General features: G+C 63.2%; 13 protein-coding genes and 1 pseudogene. 7 read left to right on the forward strand and 7 right to left on the reverse strand.

Features of this window, described 5'->3' with window-relative positions:
* Window positions 1-104 precede the first annotated feature (104 nt).
* Window positions 105-755 carry a trimeric intracellular cation channel family protein gene (locus F3H95_RS21890; RefSeq protein ID WP_143124282.1) on the forward strand — a complete coding sequence of 217 codons (651 nt, stop codon included), beginning with the start codon at window positions 105-107 and terminating at the stop codon, window positions 753-755.
* A 7-nt stretch (window positions 756-762) separates the two neighbouring features.
* Here the strand turns inward: F3H95_RS21890 and irrA are convergent, their stop codons facing one another.
* On the reverse strand, window positions 763-1,179 hold the full coding sequence (gene irrA, locus F3H95_RS21895; protein WP_143124283.1) for an iron response transcriptional regulator IrrA: 417 nt from the start codon (window positions 1,177-1,179) through the stop codon (window positions 763-765).
* Between the two features lie 300 nt (window positions 1,180-1,479).
* Here irrA and fabA point away from each other — a divergent pair, with 300 nt between their 5' ends.
* From fabA to fabI, 3 genes are read left to right on the forward strand one after another with little or no spacing between them, the layout of a single operon-like run.
* Entirely contained in the window at window positions 1,480-1,995 is a 516-nt protein-coding gene (gene fabA / locus F3H95_RS21900; RefSeq protein ID WP_143124284.1) for a 3-hydroxyacyl-[acyl-carrier-protein] dehydratase FabA, read from the forward strand.
* Window positions 1,996-2,039: 44 nt separating this feature from the next.
* Window positions 2,040-3,263, forward strand: coding sequence for a beta-ketoacyl-ACP synthase I (gene fabB / locus F3H95_RS21905; protein ID WP_143124285.1), 1,224 nt, complete (start codon window positions 2,040-2,042; stop codon window positions 3,261-3,263).
* Between the two features lie 4 nt (window positions 3,264-3,267).
* Complete coding sequence (fabI, locus tag F3H95_RS21910) at window positions 3,268-4,074, forward strand: enoyl-ACP reductase FabI (RefSeq protein WP_143124286.1); 807 nt, start codon at window positions 3,268-3,270, stop codon at window positions 4,072-4,074.
* An 85-nt stretch (window positions 4,075-4,159) separates the two neighbouring features.
* Here the strand turns inward: fabI and F3H95_RS21915 are convergent, their stop codons facing one another.
* From F3H95_RS21915 to rbfA, 5 genes are all read right to left on the reverse strand, one after another.
* Window positions 4,160-5,176 carry a class I SAM-dependent methyltransferase gene (locus tag F3H95_RS21915; protein ID WP_149747554.1) on the reverse strand — a complete coding sequence of 339 codons (1,017 nt, stop codon included), beginning with the start codon at window positions 5,174-5,176 and terminating at the stop codon, window positions 4,160-4,162.
* 78 nt (window positions 5,177-5,254) lie between these two features.
* Window positions 5,255-7,402, reverse strand: a complete 2,148-nt coding sequence (gene pnp, locus F3H95_RS21920) for a polyribonucleotide nucleotidyltransferase (RefSeq protein WP_143124288.1) — start codon at window positions 7,400-7,402, stop codon at window positions 5,255-5,257.
* Window positions 7,403-7,771: 369 nt separating this feature from the next.
* On the reverse strand, window positions 7,772-8,041 hold the full coding sequence (gene rpsO / locus F3H95_RS21925) for a 30S ribosomal protein S15 (RefSeq protein WP_143124289.1): 270 nt from the start codon (window positions 8,039-8,041) through the stop codon (window positions 7,772-7,774).
* A 174-nt stretch (window positions 8,042-8,215) separates the two neighbouring features.
* Complete coding sequence (truB, locus tag F3H95_RS21930) at window positions 8,216-9,145, reverse strand: tRNA pseudouridine(55) synthase TruB (RefSeq protein ID WP_149747555.1); 930 nt, start codon at window positions 9,143-9,145, stop codon at window positions 8,216-8,218.
* 12 nt (window positions 9,146-9,157) lie between these two features.
* Window positions 9,158-9,571, reverse strand: a complete 414-nt coding sequence (gene rbfA, locus F3H95_RS21935) for a 30S ribosome-binding factor RbfA (RefSeq protein ID WP_143124292.1) — start codon at window positions 9,569-9,571, stop codon at window positions 9,158-9,160.
* Between the two features lie 432 nt (window positions 9,572-10,003).
* Between rbfA and F3H95_RS21940 the strand changes: the two genes are divergently transcribed.
* The 3 genes from F3H95_RS21940 (at window position 10,004) to F3H95_RS21950 (ending at window position 13,243) form a co-directional block, all read left to right on the forward strand.
* Window positions 10,004-11,086, forward strand: coding sequence for a DUF475 domain-containing protein (locus F3H95_RS21940; protein WP_149747556.1), 1,083 nt, complete (start codon window positions 10,004-10,006; stop codon window positions 11,084-11,086).
* A 77-nt stretch (window positions 11,087-11,163) separates the two neighbouring features.
* A complete protein-coding gene (locus F3H95_RS21945) occupies window positions 11,164-12,246 on the forward strand; it encodes an Ldh family oxidoreductase (RefSeq protein ID WP_244618102.1) in 1,083 nt (360 codons plus the stop codon).
* 238 nt (window positions 12,247-12,484) lie between these two features.
* A complete protein-coding gene (locus F3H95_RS21950) occupies window positions 12,485-13,243 on the forward strand; it encodes a siderophore-interacting protein (RefSeq protein ID WP_149747557.1) in 759 nt (252 codons plus the stop codon).
* Between the two features lie 25 nt (window positions 13,244-13,268).
* Here F3H95_RS21950 and F3H95_RS21955 read toward each other — a convergent pair.
* A pseudogene (locus tag F3H95_RS21955) lies at window positions 13,269-13,918 on the reverse strand (IS630 family transposase); the annotation flags it as partial.

Genomic DNA, 13,918 nt, shown 5'->3' on the forward strand with positions numbered 1-13,918 from the left:
TTCGCCTGTAGACAACGCCCGGCCGCAATGGCCGCAGGGCAAAACCACCGCTATGCTTAGCATCACGCACTTGCGCGACGCTGGTGCGGGGAAACGAGGACGCCATGTCGCTGCTGATGGTGCTGGATTATGCGGGCGTGGCGCTGTTTGCCGCGACAGGCGCCCTTGCCGCCTCGCGCAAACAGCTGGACCTGATCGGCTTCCTGTTCTTTGCGGCGGCAACGGGCGTTGGTGGCGGCACGCTGCGCGATCTCGTGCTCGGCCAGACGCCTGTCTTCTGGGTGAAGGACCCAACCTATCTGCTGATCTGCGCCGGCGTCGGCATCTTTGTCTTCCTGACGGCGCACCGGGTGGAATGGCGCTACCGCCTGCTGATCTGGCTCGACGCGGTCGGCCTCTCCGCCTACAGCGTGATGGGGGCCGCCAAGGGGTTTGCTGTCACCCAGTCACCGACGATCGCCATCGTGACGGGCACGATGACCGCCACCTTCGGCGGCATCCTGCGCGACCTGATCGCCAACGAACCCTCGATCCTGCTTCGGCCGGAAATCTACGTGACCGCCGCCCTTGCCGGGGCGAGCGCCTATACGGCGACGCATCTCCTCGGCCTGCCGCTGGCCTACAGTTCGGCGGCCGGCATCTTCGTCGCTTTCGCGCTGCGCGGCGGCGCTTTGCATCATGGCTGGATGCTGCCGCGCTATCGCCCCCGGGCCGGACGCCCGCAGGACGAGGCCATGCGAAAGAAGAAGGATTGAGAGGAAATCAGCGACGCTTTTCGCGCAGGCGGATGATCACATCGACATGGGCGATTTCCATGCCCTCCGGCGGCTCCGGAAGATTGTCGATCTGCAGATTGCTGACGGGAATATCGAGCACCTCGTTGCGACCTTCCACGAAGAAGTGATGATGGTCCGAAACATTGGTGTCGAAATAGGTCTTGGCGCTTTCAACCGCAAGCACACGAATCAGACCGGCTTCAGTGAACTGGTGCAGCGTGTTGTAAACGGTGGCAAGTGACACGGGCACGCCGGCCGTTGTGGCTTCTTCGTGCAGTTCCTCGACCGTCAGGTGCCGATCGCCCTTGGCAAACAGCAGATCGGCCAGGGCAACACGCTGCCGCGTCGGGCGAAGCCCGCAATCGCGCAGTCTGGTCTCCACATCGGTCACGGCTTCAGCCATCGGTGACGCAAGCTCCTGTCAGGCCCGGGGACATCCGGTATATCTAGAGTGCTGGATATAACTTTAACTGCGCCCCCTTTCAATACCGCAACCCCCTGCCCGCCCCGCAACGGCGGGGAAATGCGAAATTTTGGCCCCAAAGCCTCTGGTTTGGAGGGTCCGCTTCCTATATGCCGACCTGAATCAACTCGGCTCGGTCCACCTTGCAACATCAGGGCGGCCGATCCGCGCGCTTCAATTTCAGGCGGTCTTGCAGTAAAGACGCAAGGACATCGCGACGAGGGGGAACGGACAAGCCTCATGGACAGCAGACAATCGAGCTTCACTTACGAAGAAATCCTAGCCTGTGCGCACGGCCAGTTGTTCGGCCCGGGCAATGCGCAGCTGCCTCTGCCGCCCATGCTGATGGTCCACCGCATAACGGAAATCTCCGAGACGGGCGGGGCCTTCGACAAGGGCTATATCCGTGCCGAATACGACGTGAAGCCCGATGACTGGTATTTCCCCTGCCACTTCGAGGGCAATCCGATCATGCCGGGCTGCCTCGGTCTTGACGGCATGTGGCAGCTGACCGGCTTCTTTCTCGGCTGGCTCGGCGAAGAAGGCCGCGGCATGGCGCTCTCCACCGGCGAAGTGAAGTTCAAGGGCATGATCCGCCCGCACACCAAGCTTCTGCAATACGGCATCGACTTCAAGCGTGTCATGCGCGGTCGTCTCGTGCTCGGCACCGCCGACGGCTGGCTGAAGGCCGACGGCGAAACCATCTACCAGGCCACCGATTTGCGGGTCGGCCTTTCGAAGGACAAGACGGCCTGATATCGCTTGGGCACGTTTTCAGGAAACAACAAGGGTTAGATCAGATGCGACGGGTAGTTGTCACAGGCCTTGGCGTGGTCTCCTCGATCGGCAACAATGCGGCGGAAGTCACCGCATCGCTGCGCGATGCCAGGTCCGGCATCTCCTTTTCGGAGGATTTCGCCGAGCATGGCTTCAAGTGCCAGGTCTGGGGCCGGCCGAATATCGACACGACCGATCTCGTCGATCGCCGCGCCATGCGCTTCCTCAGCCAGGGCGGCGCCTGGAACCACGTGGCCATGAAGCAGGCACTTGCCGATTCGGGCCTTGAAGACAAGGATTACGCGGAAAACGAACGCGTCGGCATCATCATGGGCTCGGGCGGTCCCTCCACCCGCACGCTGATCGATGCGGCCGAGATCACCATGAAGAACAACAGCCCGAAGCGCATCGGCCCGTTTGCCGTGCCGAAGGCCATGTCTTCGACGGCGTCTGCCACGCTTGCCACGTGGTTCAAGATCCACGGCGTCAACTACTCGATCTCGTCGGCCTGCTCGACGTCCGCGCACTGCATCGGCAATGCTGTGGAAATGATCCAGTGGGGCAAGCAGGACATGATGTTCGCCGGCGGCCACGAGGATCTCGACTGGACCATGTCCAACCTGTTCGACGCCATGGGCGCGATGTCGTCGAAATACAACGACACGCCCGCGACCGCTTCGCGTGCCTATGACGCCAACCGCGACGGCTTCGTGATTGCCGGCGGCGCCGGCGTTCTGGTTCTCGAGGAACTGGAACATGCAAAAGCCCGCGGCGCCAAGATCTATGCCGAAATCGTCGGCTATGGCGCGACCTCTGATGGCTATGACATGGTGGCACCGTCCGGCGAAGGCGCCATCCGCTGCATGCGTCAGGCGCTGAAGACCGTCGATGGCAGCGTGGATTACATCAACACCCACGGCACCTCGACGCCGGTCGGCGATTCCAAGGAAATCGGCGCCATCCGCGAAGTGTTCGGCGACAAGATCCCGCACATCCAGTCGACCAAGTCGCTGACCGGCCATTCGCTGGGCGCGGCCGGCGTGCAGGAATCGATCTATGCCCTGCTGATGATGCAGGCCGGCTTCATCGGCGAAAGCGCGCATATCCAGGAGATCGATCCGGAATTCGACGGCGTGCCGATCGTGCGTCAGCGCATCGACAATGCCAAGATCGATATCGCCCTTTCCAACTCGTTCGGGTTTGGCGGCACCAATGCCACGCTCGTCTTCCAGCGTTACAACGGATAAACCCATGAGCGGAATCATGCAGGGTAAGCGCGGCCTCATCATGGGGGTTGCGAACAATCATTCGATCGCCTGGGGCATTTCCAAGGCGCTCGCGGCACAGGGCGCGGAACTTGCCTTCACCTATCAGGGCGAAGCGCTCGGCCGCCGCGTCAAGCCGCTGGCGGCGGAGCTGAATTCGGACTTCATCATTCCGTGCGACGTGGAAGACATTGCCTCGGTGGATGCGGTCTTTGCCGCCATCGGCGAGCGCTGGGGCAAGCTCGATTTCGTCGTGCACGCCATCGGCTTCTCCGACAAGAACGAGCTGAAGGGCCTCTACGCCGACACCACGCGCGACAACTTCAGCCGCACCATGGTGATCTCCTGCTTCTCGTTTACCGAGATCGCCAAGCGGGCGGCCGCCCTGATGGACGAGAACGGCGCCATGCTGACGCTGACCTATGGTGGATCGAGTCGCGTGATCCCGAACTACAACGTGATGGGCGTCGCCAAGGCCGCGCTGGAAGCCTCGGTCCGCTATCTGGCCGCCGATTACGGCCCGAAGGGCATTCGCGTCAACGCGATCTCGGCAGGTCCGGTCCGCACGCTGGCAGGTGCGGGCATTTCCGACGCCCGCGCCATCTATTCGTGGAACCAGAAGAACTCGCCGCTGCGTCGCACCGCAACCATCGAGGATCTCGGCGGTTCGGCGCTTTACCTGCTCTCCGACCTGTCGCGCGGCGTGACCGGCGAAATCCATTACGTCGATGCCGGCTACAACATCACCTCGCTGCCGACGCTGGACCGGCTGCGCAACGCCGACGCCGAGTAAGCCGCTCGGATATCTGGATGCGAAAAGGCCCCGGATGCGACGCATCCGGGGCCTTTGACATTCTGGGCAATGGACGCAGCGCAGCTTATTTGCGTGCGTGCAGCACCTTGAAACGGGCATTGCGGCACACTTCGCCGCTGTCCTTGAACTCGGCGGCCAGAACCTGTTCGTAGGGCAGGCCGCGATTGGCGACCATCAGCAATTGCCCGCCGATGCGAAGCGCCGCCGCAGCCGCCTTGATGAAGGCCTGCCCGATCGCCGGATCGGCCGCATGGCCTTCGTGGAAGGGCGGATTCATGATGACGAGATCGTATTTTTCCTTGATCGGCTCGGCCGTCAGATCCTGCCAGAAGAAGCGGGTCTGCAGATCGGGGCAGTTGCGGGAAAGATTCTTCTTCGCAAATTCCAGCGCCCGGTGATCAGCCTCGAACAGATCGATGCGGTTGGTGCGCGGCGACGCCTCCGCCAGCATCACCGAGAGATAGCCCCAGCCGGCGCCGAGATCGGCCGCATTGCCGTCGAAATCCCCCGGCAGGCGGCTGGCGAGCAGTTCCGAGCCGGCATCGACGCGGTCATGCGAGAAGGTGCCGGGCACCGCCTCGAAACGCCCCTCGACGCGCTGCGGCGCCTGGGAGAACCTGGCGACCGCTGACGAAACCTCGGACGGTCGGGTGAACCAGGCGACGACGCCGTGATACTTCGGCATATGCTCGATGGCAAAGCCCAGATTGGCGATCTGCTTGCGCAGCGGCTGGATGCCGTCTTCCTTGGAACCGGCCAGTACGATCAGGCCGCCTTCGCGCACGCGCTGGAACGCCTGGGCGACATTCTCCTCGTTCTCGCCCTTGTGCTTGCCGCAGAGGATCAGCGCGCCGTCATAGGCCTCGCCTTCCACTTCCGGCACCACATGCGCGCCGTTGACGCTGAGCGGTCGAAACAGCGGCCGCAGCGGCTGGATGTTGACAATCTCGGCGGCAAACCCTTCCGGCAGGCGCGGCCCGACCTCGGCTGAGAGAAACAGGAAACGGCTCCCCTCGCCGGGTAGCGGCAGGATACCGGTGGCGAAGGGATGGAACAGGGTCTTGACGGCGTCGCGGATCATGGCGGTCTTCCGGGGCTTGGATAGCAAAGGGGCGCGGAAACCTCCCGCGCCCCAGGATCACTCGAGAAGGGAGAGGGCTTATTCGGCGGCAGCGTCGCCGTCGGCCTTCTTCTTTTCGGCAACGATTTCCTGGCCGGTCGCCTGATCGACGACCTTCATGGAGAGGCGAACCTTGCCGCGCTCATCGAAGCCCATCAGCTTGACCCAGACCTTGTCGCCTTCCTTGACGACGTCCGAGGTCTTGGCAACGCGCTCGGAAGCCAGCTGCGAGATGTGCACGAGGCCGTCGCGGGCGCCGAAGAAGTTGACGAAGGCGCCGAAATCGGCGGTCTTCACAACCGTGCCTTCGTAGATCGCGCCGATTTCCGGCTCGGCCACGATGGAGTGGATCCACTTGCGGGCGGCTTCGATTTCCTTGCCGGAGGCAGAGGCGATCTTCACGGTGCCGTCGTCTTCGATGTTGATCTTGGCGCCGGTCTTTTCGACGATTTCGCGGATGACCTTGCCGCCCGAACCGATGACTTCGCGGATCTTGTCGACCGGGATGTTCATCACTTCGATGCGCGGTGCAAATTCGCCGAGCTGGCCACGGCTCTCGGTGATGGCCTTGGCCATTTCGCCGAGAATGTGCTTGCGGCCGCCCTGCGCCTGGCTGAGCGCGACCTTCATGATCTCTTCGGTGATACCGGCGATCTTGATGTCCATCTGCAGCGAGGTGATGCCGGCTTCCGTGCCGGCGACCTTGAAGTCCATGTCGCCGAGGTGGTCTTCGTCGCCGAGAATGTCGGAGAGAACGGCGAAGCGATCACCTTCGAGGATCAGGCCCATGGCGATACCGGCCACCGGCTTTGCCAGCGGAACGCCGGCATCCATCAGCGCGAGCGAGGTGCCGCAGACGGTTGCCATCGAGGACGAACCGTTCGACTCGGTGATTTCCGAGACGACGCGCAGCGTGTAGGGGAACTGTTCGGTCGTCGGCAGCATCGGGTGGATGGCGCGCCAGGCGAGCTTGCCATGGCCGATTTCGCGACGGCCCGGCGAACCCATGCGGCCGGTTTCGCCGACGGAATAGGGCGGGAAGTTGTAGTGGAGCATGAACTGCTCCTTGTACATGCCGGTCAGGCTGTCGACATACTGTTCGTCTTCGCCGGTGCCGAGGGTGGCAACGACGAGCGCCTGCGTTTCACCGCGGGTGAACAGGGCCGAACCGTGCGTGCGCGGCAGCAGGCCGACTTCGGCAACGATCGGGCGAACCGTTTCGAGGTCGCGGCCATCGATGCGGCTCTTGGTGTCGAGAATGTTCCAGCGAACGATCTTCGCCTGCAGGTGCTTGAACACGGCGCCGACGACTTCGGCGGTGTACTTGGCTTCGCCGTCAGCCGGCAGGAAATGCGCCTTCACCTTGGCCTTGACGGCATCGACGGCAGCGTAGCGTGCAGCCTTCTCGGTGATCTTGTAGGCGTCGCGCAGTTCGGCTTCGGCCAGCTTCAGCATCTCGGCTTCGAGTTCGGAATGATCTTCCGGCTCGAATTCGCGCGGCTCCTTGGCGGCCACTTCGGCGAGCTTGATGATCGCGTCGATGACCGGCTGGAAGCCCTTGTGGCCGAACATCACGGCGCCGAGCATCACGTCTTCGTTGAGTTCCTTGGCTTCCGATTCCACCATCAGGACGGCGTCCTGCGTGCCGGCGACGACGAGGTCGAGGCTCGATTCGTCCATCTCGTCGAGATGCGGGTTCAGCACGTATTCGCCGTTGATGTAACCGACGCGGGCGCCGCCGACCGGGCCCATGAAGGGCACGCCGGAGAGCGTCAGGGCTGCCGAGGTGGCGACCATCGACAGGACGTCCGGGTTGTTTTCGAGGTCATGCTGGATGACGGTGACGACGACCTGCGTGTCGTTCTTGTAGCCTTCCGGGAAGAGCGGGCGGATCGGGCGGTCGATCAGGCGGGAAACGAGCGTTTCGTTTTCCGACGGACGTCCCTCGCGCTTGAAATAGCCGCCCGGGATCTTGCCGGCGGCATAGGTCTTTTCCTGGTAGTTGACGGTGAGCGGGAAGAAGTCCTGACCCGGCTTCGGCTCCTTGGCGGAGACGACGGTGGCGAGCACGACGGTTTCGCCATAGGTGGCAATGACCGCGCCGTCAGCCTGGCGGGCAACCTTGCCCGTTTCCAGCTTGAGCGGGCGGCCTGCCCACTCGATTTCAACGGAATGCGTGTTGAACATGGTTTCAGTCCTTCTTGCGCGGCGGGCGGCAGCTCTTGCAACGAAGAGATCAGTGCGCCGGCCTGCGCGTCATGTGACGCGATCACGGGCAAGACAACGGGAGGCTTTCCTTCGGTCCGGATCATGCTCCGACCATCAAAAGGACGAGGGGACCAGAGTATCCGCTCGTCGCGCGCCGGATCAGGGATACGGCGAAAGCTTCCGGCAATCCTGCCCCATGACAGGTCATCGGTTGGGTTCGGCAGGTCCGGCCCATCCGGGCCCGCCAGACAACCACCCTTCACCGGGTGGCTTCAGGTTCCGGGCACGTGCTGCCCGGAAGGACAACCGGCGGACGATCGCATCGATCGCCCGCCGGACTGTTTCGTCTTAGCGACGGATACCGAGGCTCGAAATGAGCTTCGTGTAGCGAGCTTCGTCCTTCTTCTTCAGGTAGTCGAGAAGCGAACGGCGGCTCGAAACCATCTTGAGGAGACCACGACGGGAGTGGTTGTCCTTCTTGTGGCCCTTGAAGTGTTCGGTCAGGTTGTTGATCCGCTCGGTCAGGACGGCAACCTGGACTTCCGGCGAACCGGTATCGCCTTCGGCGGTTGCGTATTCCTTGATGAGGGCAGCCTTACGCTCTGCAGTGATCGACATCGGACAATCCTTTCTGATGTGAGGAATTGAGGGACGCCGCAAGCCGGGATGTCGTCCAGCTTCGGCCATGAACGCCGGGATCGGCCCGCAATGCAGGCCGCCCAGCTGGCGGTGCGTATAACGCATCCGCAAAGCGATGGGAAGGGGAATGTTCCGGACGCCGGCGGGTGCCGGTCAGACGAACACCCGCTTCGGACGAAACTCGCCCTGGCCGATCTCGCCGATCGCCACCAGCTTGCCGCCGGCAAGCGCCACGGCCTCCGGCTCGGCGACAGGCGCGTCGCGGCCGCGCAGGATGATCGGATTGCCCATGCGCAACCGATGCGCCTGGTCGTCGCTGATGCGGATCTGCGGCAGGGCCGACAGCGCCTCGCCGGTATCGACGAGGAAGGCATCGAGTGCAGCCAGCCGTTCGTCACGATCCTCAATCGCTTCCAGGGCCACCAGTTCGGCGAGCGGCACCATGGTCTCTTCCGCAAAGGGGGCGACGAAGGTGCGGCGCAGGCCGGAAATGTGGCCGTAGCAGCCCAGCTCGCGGCCGAAATCGCGGGCGAGCGAGCGCACATAGGTGCCCTTGCCGCATTCCACCTCGAAGAAGGCGCGGTCGGTTTCGACCTTCAGCAGCGTCAGCCGGTGGATTTCCACGTCACGCGAGGGAATTTCCACGGTCTCGCCGTCGCGGGCGAGATCATAGGCCCGCTCGCCAGCGATCTTGATCGCGGAAAACTGCGGCGGCACCTGGCTGATCGTGCCCGTATAGGCCGGCAGCAGGGCGCGGATCGCCGCCTCGTCCGGACGCGTATCGGAGGTCTGCGTGACCTCGCCTTCCAGATCGTCGGTCGAGCGTTCCTCGCCCCAGGTCACGGTGAACTCGTAGATCTTGCGGCCGTCCATCACGTAAGGAACGGTCTTCGTCGCATCGCCGAGCGCGATCGGCAGCATGCCGGAGGCCAGCGGATCGAGCGTGCCGGCGTGTCCCGCCTTCTGGGCATTGAACAGCCACTTGATCTTGCCGACGGCTTCGGTGGAGCCGAAATCGACGGGCTTGTCGAGGATCAGCCAGCCGGAAACCGGCCGGCCCTTGGGTTTGCGGGGTTTTGACATTGTGCTCTGATCTTACTGGTCGGTGTCGTCGCTTGCGTCGGCTTCAAGATCCCGCTGGACCTCTGGCGACCGCAGCAAAGCATCGATCTTCTTGTAGTTGTCGAAACTGGTATCGTCGCGGAAGCGGACTTCCGGCATGTATTTCATCTGGCGCAGCTGGCCGCCGAGACGGCCGCGAATGAACTTCGCATGGCGGTTCAGCGCCTCGATGACCTTGGCGTGGTCGGAGACGCCGAGCGGCGTCACATAGGCGGTGGCGATCTTCAGGTCCGGCGACATGCGCACTTCGGAGACGGAGATCACCGTCTTCTCGATGAGGTCGTCGCGCACTTCGCCGCGCTGCAGAACCTGGGTAATGGCGGCACGAACCTGTTCGCCGACACGCAGCATGCGCTGCGACGGCGCAGAAGATGTAGCTTTGCTCATTGTTGTTTTTCTTTCCTTCGGGCCAGTCTCAGGGCTTCAAGTCTAGCAGATTTCAAGCCGGGTGGCGCGGGCAAGGGCGCTCCATGCCCTGCCTTGCGGGAAACGTCAAGATTTGCCGGCCTTTCGGCTGCGTTTCTTTGCGCATGCCGGGCGAGATCGACCCTCCGGGCGGTTGCATCTTGACCTTTGGCCAGATTTTGCCATCTTCGAGACTGTCTCCCCGAACAAGACCGATCCCGGGGATCAAACCTTGGTGCCGGGCCCCTCTGGCGAGAGTTTTTACGGCGCTCTCGTGATGTCGGTACCGCTTGCAAATCAGCCGGCGGATGAGTCTGCCATGATAATCTTGAACATCCCGTCCACGGGTGCGCGCATGGGCGTGCGTTCCCGTCTCTTCTTCATCGTTCGCAAAGGCCGGAAGGGGGGTGCGGCATGAGCCAGACCCCCGCACAGGGCACCACCCTCGGTTATTTCCGCTGGGCCTTCATCGTCACCGTGCTCGGCCTCGTTCTCGGCGGCCTGCTCGGCTGGCAATCGACCGGCACGATCGGCGGCATGCTGACCGTGTTCTTCGTCTGCGCCGTGCTGGCGGTGCTGGAAATCTCGCTCTCCTTCGACAATGCCATCGTCAATGCCAACAAGCTCAAGGACATGACGCCGGTCTGGCAGCAGCGCTTCCTGACCTGGGGCATCCTGATTGCCGTGTTCGGCATGCGCATCGTCTTTCCGCTTCTGATCGTGGTGATCGCCGCCGGCATCGGCCCGATCGATGCGGTAATCCTCGCGGCCGCCAGACCGGAGGAATATGCGCGCATCATGCACGAGGCGCATCTGCCGATCGCGGCCTTCGGCGGCACCTTCCTGATGATGGTCGGCCTCACCTTCTTCTTCAACCACGAGAAGGACGTGCACTGGATCGCGTTCATCGAGAGCCGGGTGGCGCGCTTTGCCAGCATCAAGGGCGTGGAAATCGCCTTCGTGCTGCTGCTGATCATGGTCTTCTCGCAGTTCCTGCCGGAAGCGGATGCCTCGACCTTCGTGCATGCGGCCGTCTACGGCCTGTTGACCTTCCTGCTGGTGGAGGTGCTGGGCGGCGTGCTGGATGCCTCGCAGAAGGCGATGAGCGAGGCGGCCAAGGGCGGTCTCGGCGCCTTCATCTATCTGGAAGTGCTGGATGCCAGCTTCTCCTTCGACGGCGTGATCGGCGCCTTCGCGCTGACCCAGAACCTGTTCATCATCGCCATCGGCCTTGGCATCGGCGCCATGTATGTGCGCTCCATGACGATCATGCTGGTGGAGAAGGGCACGCTGGCGCAATACCGCTATCTGGAGCACGGCGCCTTCTACGCGATCCTGATCCTCTCGGTGATCATGTATGTGCAGACCCTGGTGCATATTCCGGAGGTGATCACCGGGCTTGGCGGCGCAGGTCTCATCGGCCTCTCGCTCTGGTCCTCGATCCGCTACAACCGGCAGGAACGCCGGCATGCGCAGGAACTGCATCAGGCCGTTTGATCGGGCGCGTTTCCCATGCCATGACACAGGATATGCGCGGGCCCTTCGGGGCCCGCCTGCTTTCGGGAGGAAAGATCATGAACGACACGCAAAAGGCCGGCGTCGAGAGCCGGATGGCGCCGCTTGCGCGGGTGGAACGTTTCAGCCGCGCCGTATTTCTGGCCTCGGGTGCCGACGAGGCAACGGCGGATGCCGCCACGCGGGCCATGCTGCACGCCTCGCGGCTCGGCGTCGACAGCCACGGCATCCGCCTGCTCGATCACTATGTGACGGCGATTGCCGGCGGGCGGGTGAACGGCCGCCCGACCCTCCGCCTCGAGGAGGATGGCGGGGCCGTTTGCCGGCTGAATGCCGATCACGCGCACGGAGCACTGGCGACCTACCGGGCCATGGACCGGGCGATCGAGCTTGCCGACCGCTTCGGCATCGGCGCCGTGTCGATCCGCGACAGTTCGCATTTCGGCGCGGCCGGCGCCTATGCGCTGCATGCGGCCCGCCGTGGCTTCATCGGTCTTGCGGTCTGCAATTCCGACAGTTTCGTACGCCTGCACGACGGCGCATCGCGTTTCCACGGCACCAATCCGATCGCCTTCGGCGTGCCGGTCTCCGGCGACAATCCCTGGCTTCTCGACATGGCGACGAGTGCCATTCCCTATAACCGGGTGAAACTCTACGAGAGCCTGGCGCGACCGCTGCCGGAGGGTACGGCCTCTGATGCCCATGGCATCGACACCACGCATCCTTCCGAGGCCGAAATGCTGGCGCCGCTCGGGGCGGCGTTCGGCTTCAAGGGCGCGGGTCTTGCCGGGCTGGTGGAAATCCTGAGTGCGGTGCTGTCCGGCATGACGCTGAGCTTCGACATCCTGCCGATGGGCGGGCCGGACATGGCGACGCCGCGCGGGCTTGGCGCCTTCGTGCTGGCGATGAAACCGGGAGCCTTCGTGCCGGAGGAAACCTTCAACGCCGGCATGGCGCGTTATCTGGAGGGACTGCGCACCTCTCCCGCCCGGGCCGGCACGCAGGTTCTCGCCCCTGGCGACCGCGAATGGCAGGTGGCCGCACTGCGCGACCGCGACGGCATTCCGCTCGATCCGGCAACCCTTCAGGCCTTCCACCGCTTTGCCGAACGTCACGGGATACCCCTTCCCTTCGAGGAATGAGCCTGAGAGGCCGTCTTCCAGCTGACCCGGACAGGCTCTCTGTTCTTTTGTTTTCATTTATTTTCTCGGAGAGCCACAATCCATCCCCACTCGAGACAACCGCCGGCATCGCCCACGGCAAAGAAGCGGAAACAAAAACATGACTTTCAAATGAAGGAATAAGGCGCTATCCAATGGCAACCATTGCACGGGACCGGCCGCTGCCTGCCGTCCTGCGCCACATTACAAGGATTGCACCATGGATCAGCCGCTTGCCCCGAATGCCGAAATGCCACGCCAGCGCCCGCAGCTGCCGAGCTGGACTCTGACGGTTGCAGACGCCTTCGACATCACGCCGCAGATGCGCCGCGTGCTGTTTTCCATCGATAGGTTCGCCGATTTCACCTACAAGCCCGGCCAGGACATCGTCTTCTTCCTGCCGCTGGAGAATGGCGAAACCGGCCGCCGCCACTATACGATCCGCAATATCGATCGCGACGCGGGCACCATTGCCGTCGATTTCGTGATGCACGGCAACACGCCCGGCCCGAACTTTGCCCGTCAGGCTAAGGCCGGCGACACGGTGGAGGTGAAGGGGCCGCGCGGCCGCGTGGTGTTCAACCCGGAGGCCGACTGGCACCTGCTGACCGGGGACGAGACCTGCATCCCCGGCATTCTCCACATTCTGGAGACGCTGCCGCCAGGCGCGCGCGCCTTTGCCTTCATCGAGGTCCAGGATGCCGGCTGGCACCAGCGGGTCGAGACGCGAGCGAACGTGGCGATCGAATGGATCCACCGCGGTGATGTTCCGGCGGGCCCGAGCAGCGTGATGCTCGACCGGCTTGCCGCCTTTGCCCTGCCGGAGGGGCGCGGCCAGGCGCTGATCATCGGTGAAACGAGCAATGTGCGCGCCCAGCGCCACCACCTGATCGGCCGCGGCCTCGGCCGCGAGCAGATTGCCTCGGAAGGCTACTGGCGGCCGGGCCGCCATGGCGGCCACGATCACGTGGACGACTGAGGCCAGGGCTTAGAGCGCGTCCACTTTACTCGGGGTCATATCCGCACGACGCAAAATAGTTGGCGCACTCTTTGGGTTTGAAGAGGGGGACGATTTCGCCGACCGTGTCCCACAGTGCTTCGACGTTGCGCTTGGCTCGCGCACGCAGGAGCGCCTTGAGCTTGGAAAAGGCCTTTTCAATAGGGTTGAAGTCCGGGCTGTAGGGTGGGAGGTAGAGAAGCTGGCAACCAACGCTCTCAATAGCCTGCCGCACACCATCCGCTTTATGCGCAGGCAAATTATCCATCACAACGACATCGCCAACTGTCAGCGTTGGAAGCAGAACCTGTTCGACATATGCGCGGAAGGCCGTGCCGTTCATGGCACCATCGAGCACCATGGGCGCGGTCATGCCCGAGAGCTTGAGCGCACCGGTGAAAGTCGTCGTCTTCCAGTGCCCATGTGGGATCGCGGCTCGACAACGCTCGCCGCAAGGGGACCTGCCGCGCAGCCTGGACATCTTCGTAGACAGGCCAGTTTCATCGATGAACACGAGCCTTGCCGGATCCAGATCAAGCTGACCATCGAACCAGTCGCGACGACGTTTCAGCAGGTCGGGCCGTTCTTGCTCCAATGCATGTGCGGTCTTTTTTTGAAAGTCCAACCGCGCTTGCGCAGCCATACATCAAGGGCACT

Source organism: Rhizobium sp. RU35A (genome assembly GCF_900156005.1).
GTDB classification, from domain to species: Bacteria; Pseudomonadota; Alphaproteobacteria; order Rhizobiales; family Rhizobiaceae; genus Neorhizobium; species Neorhizobium straminoryzae.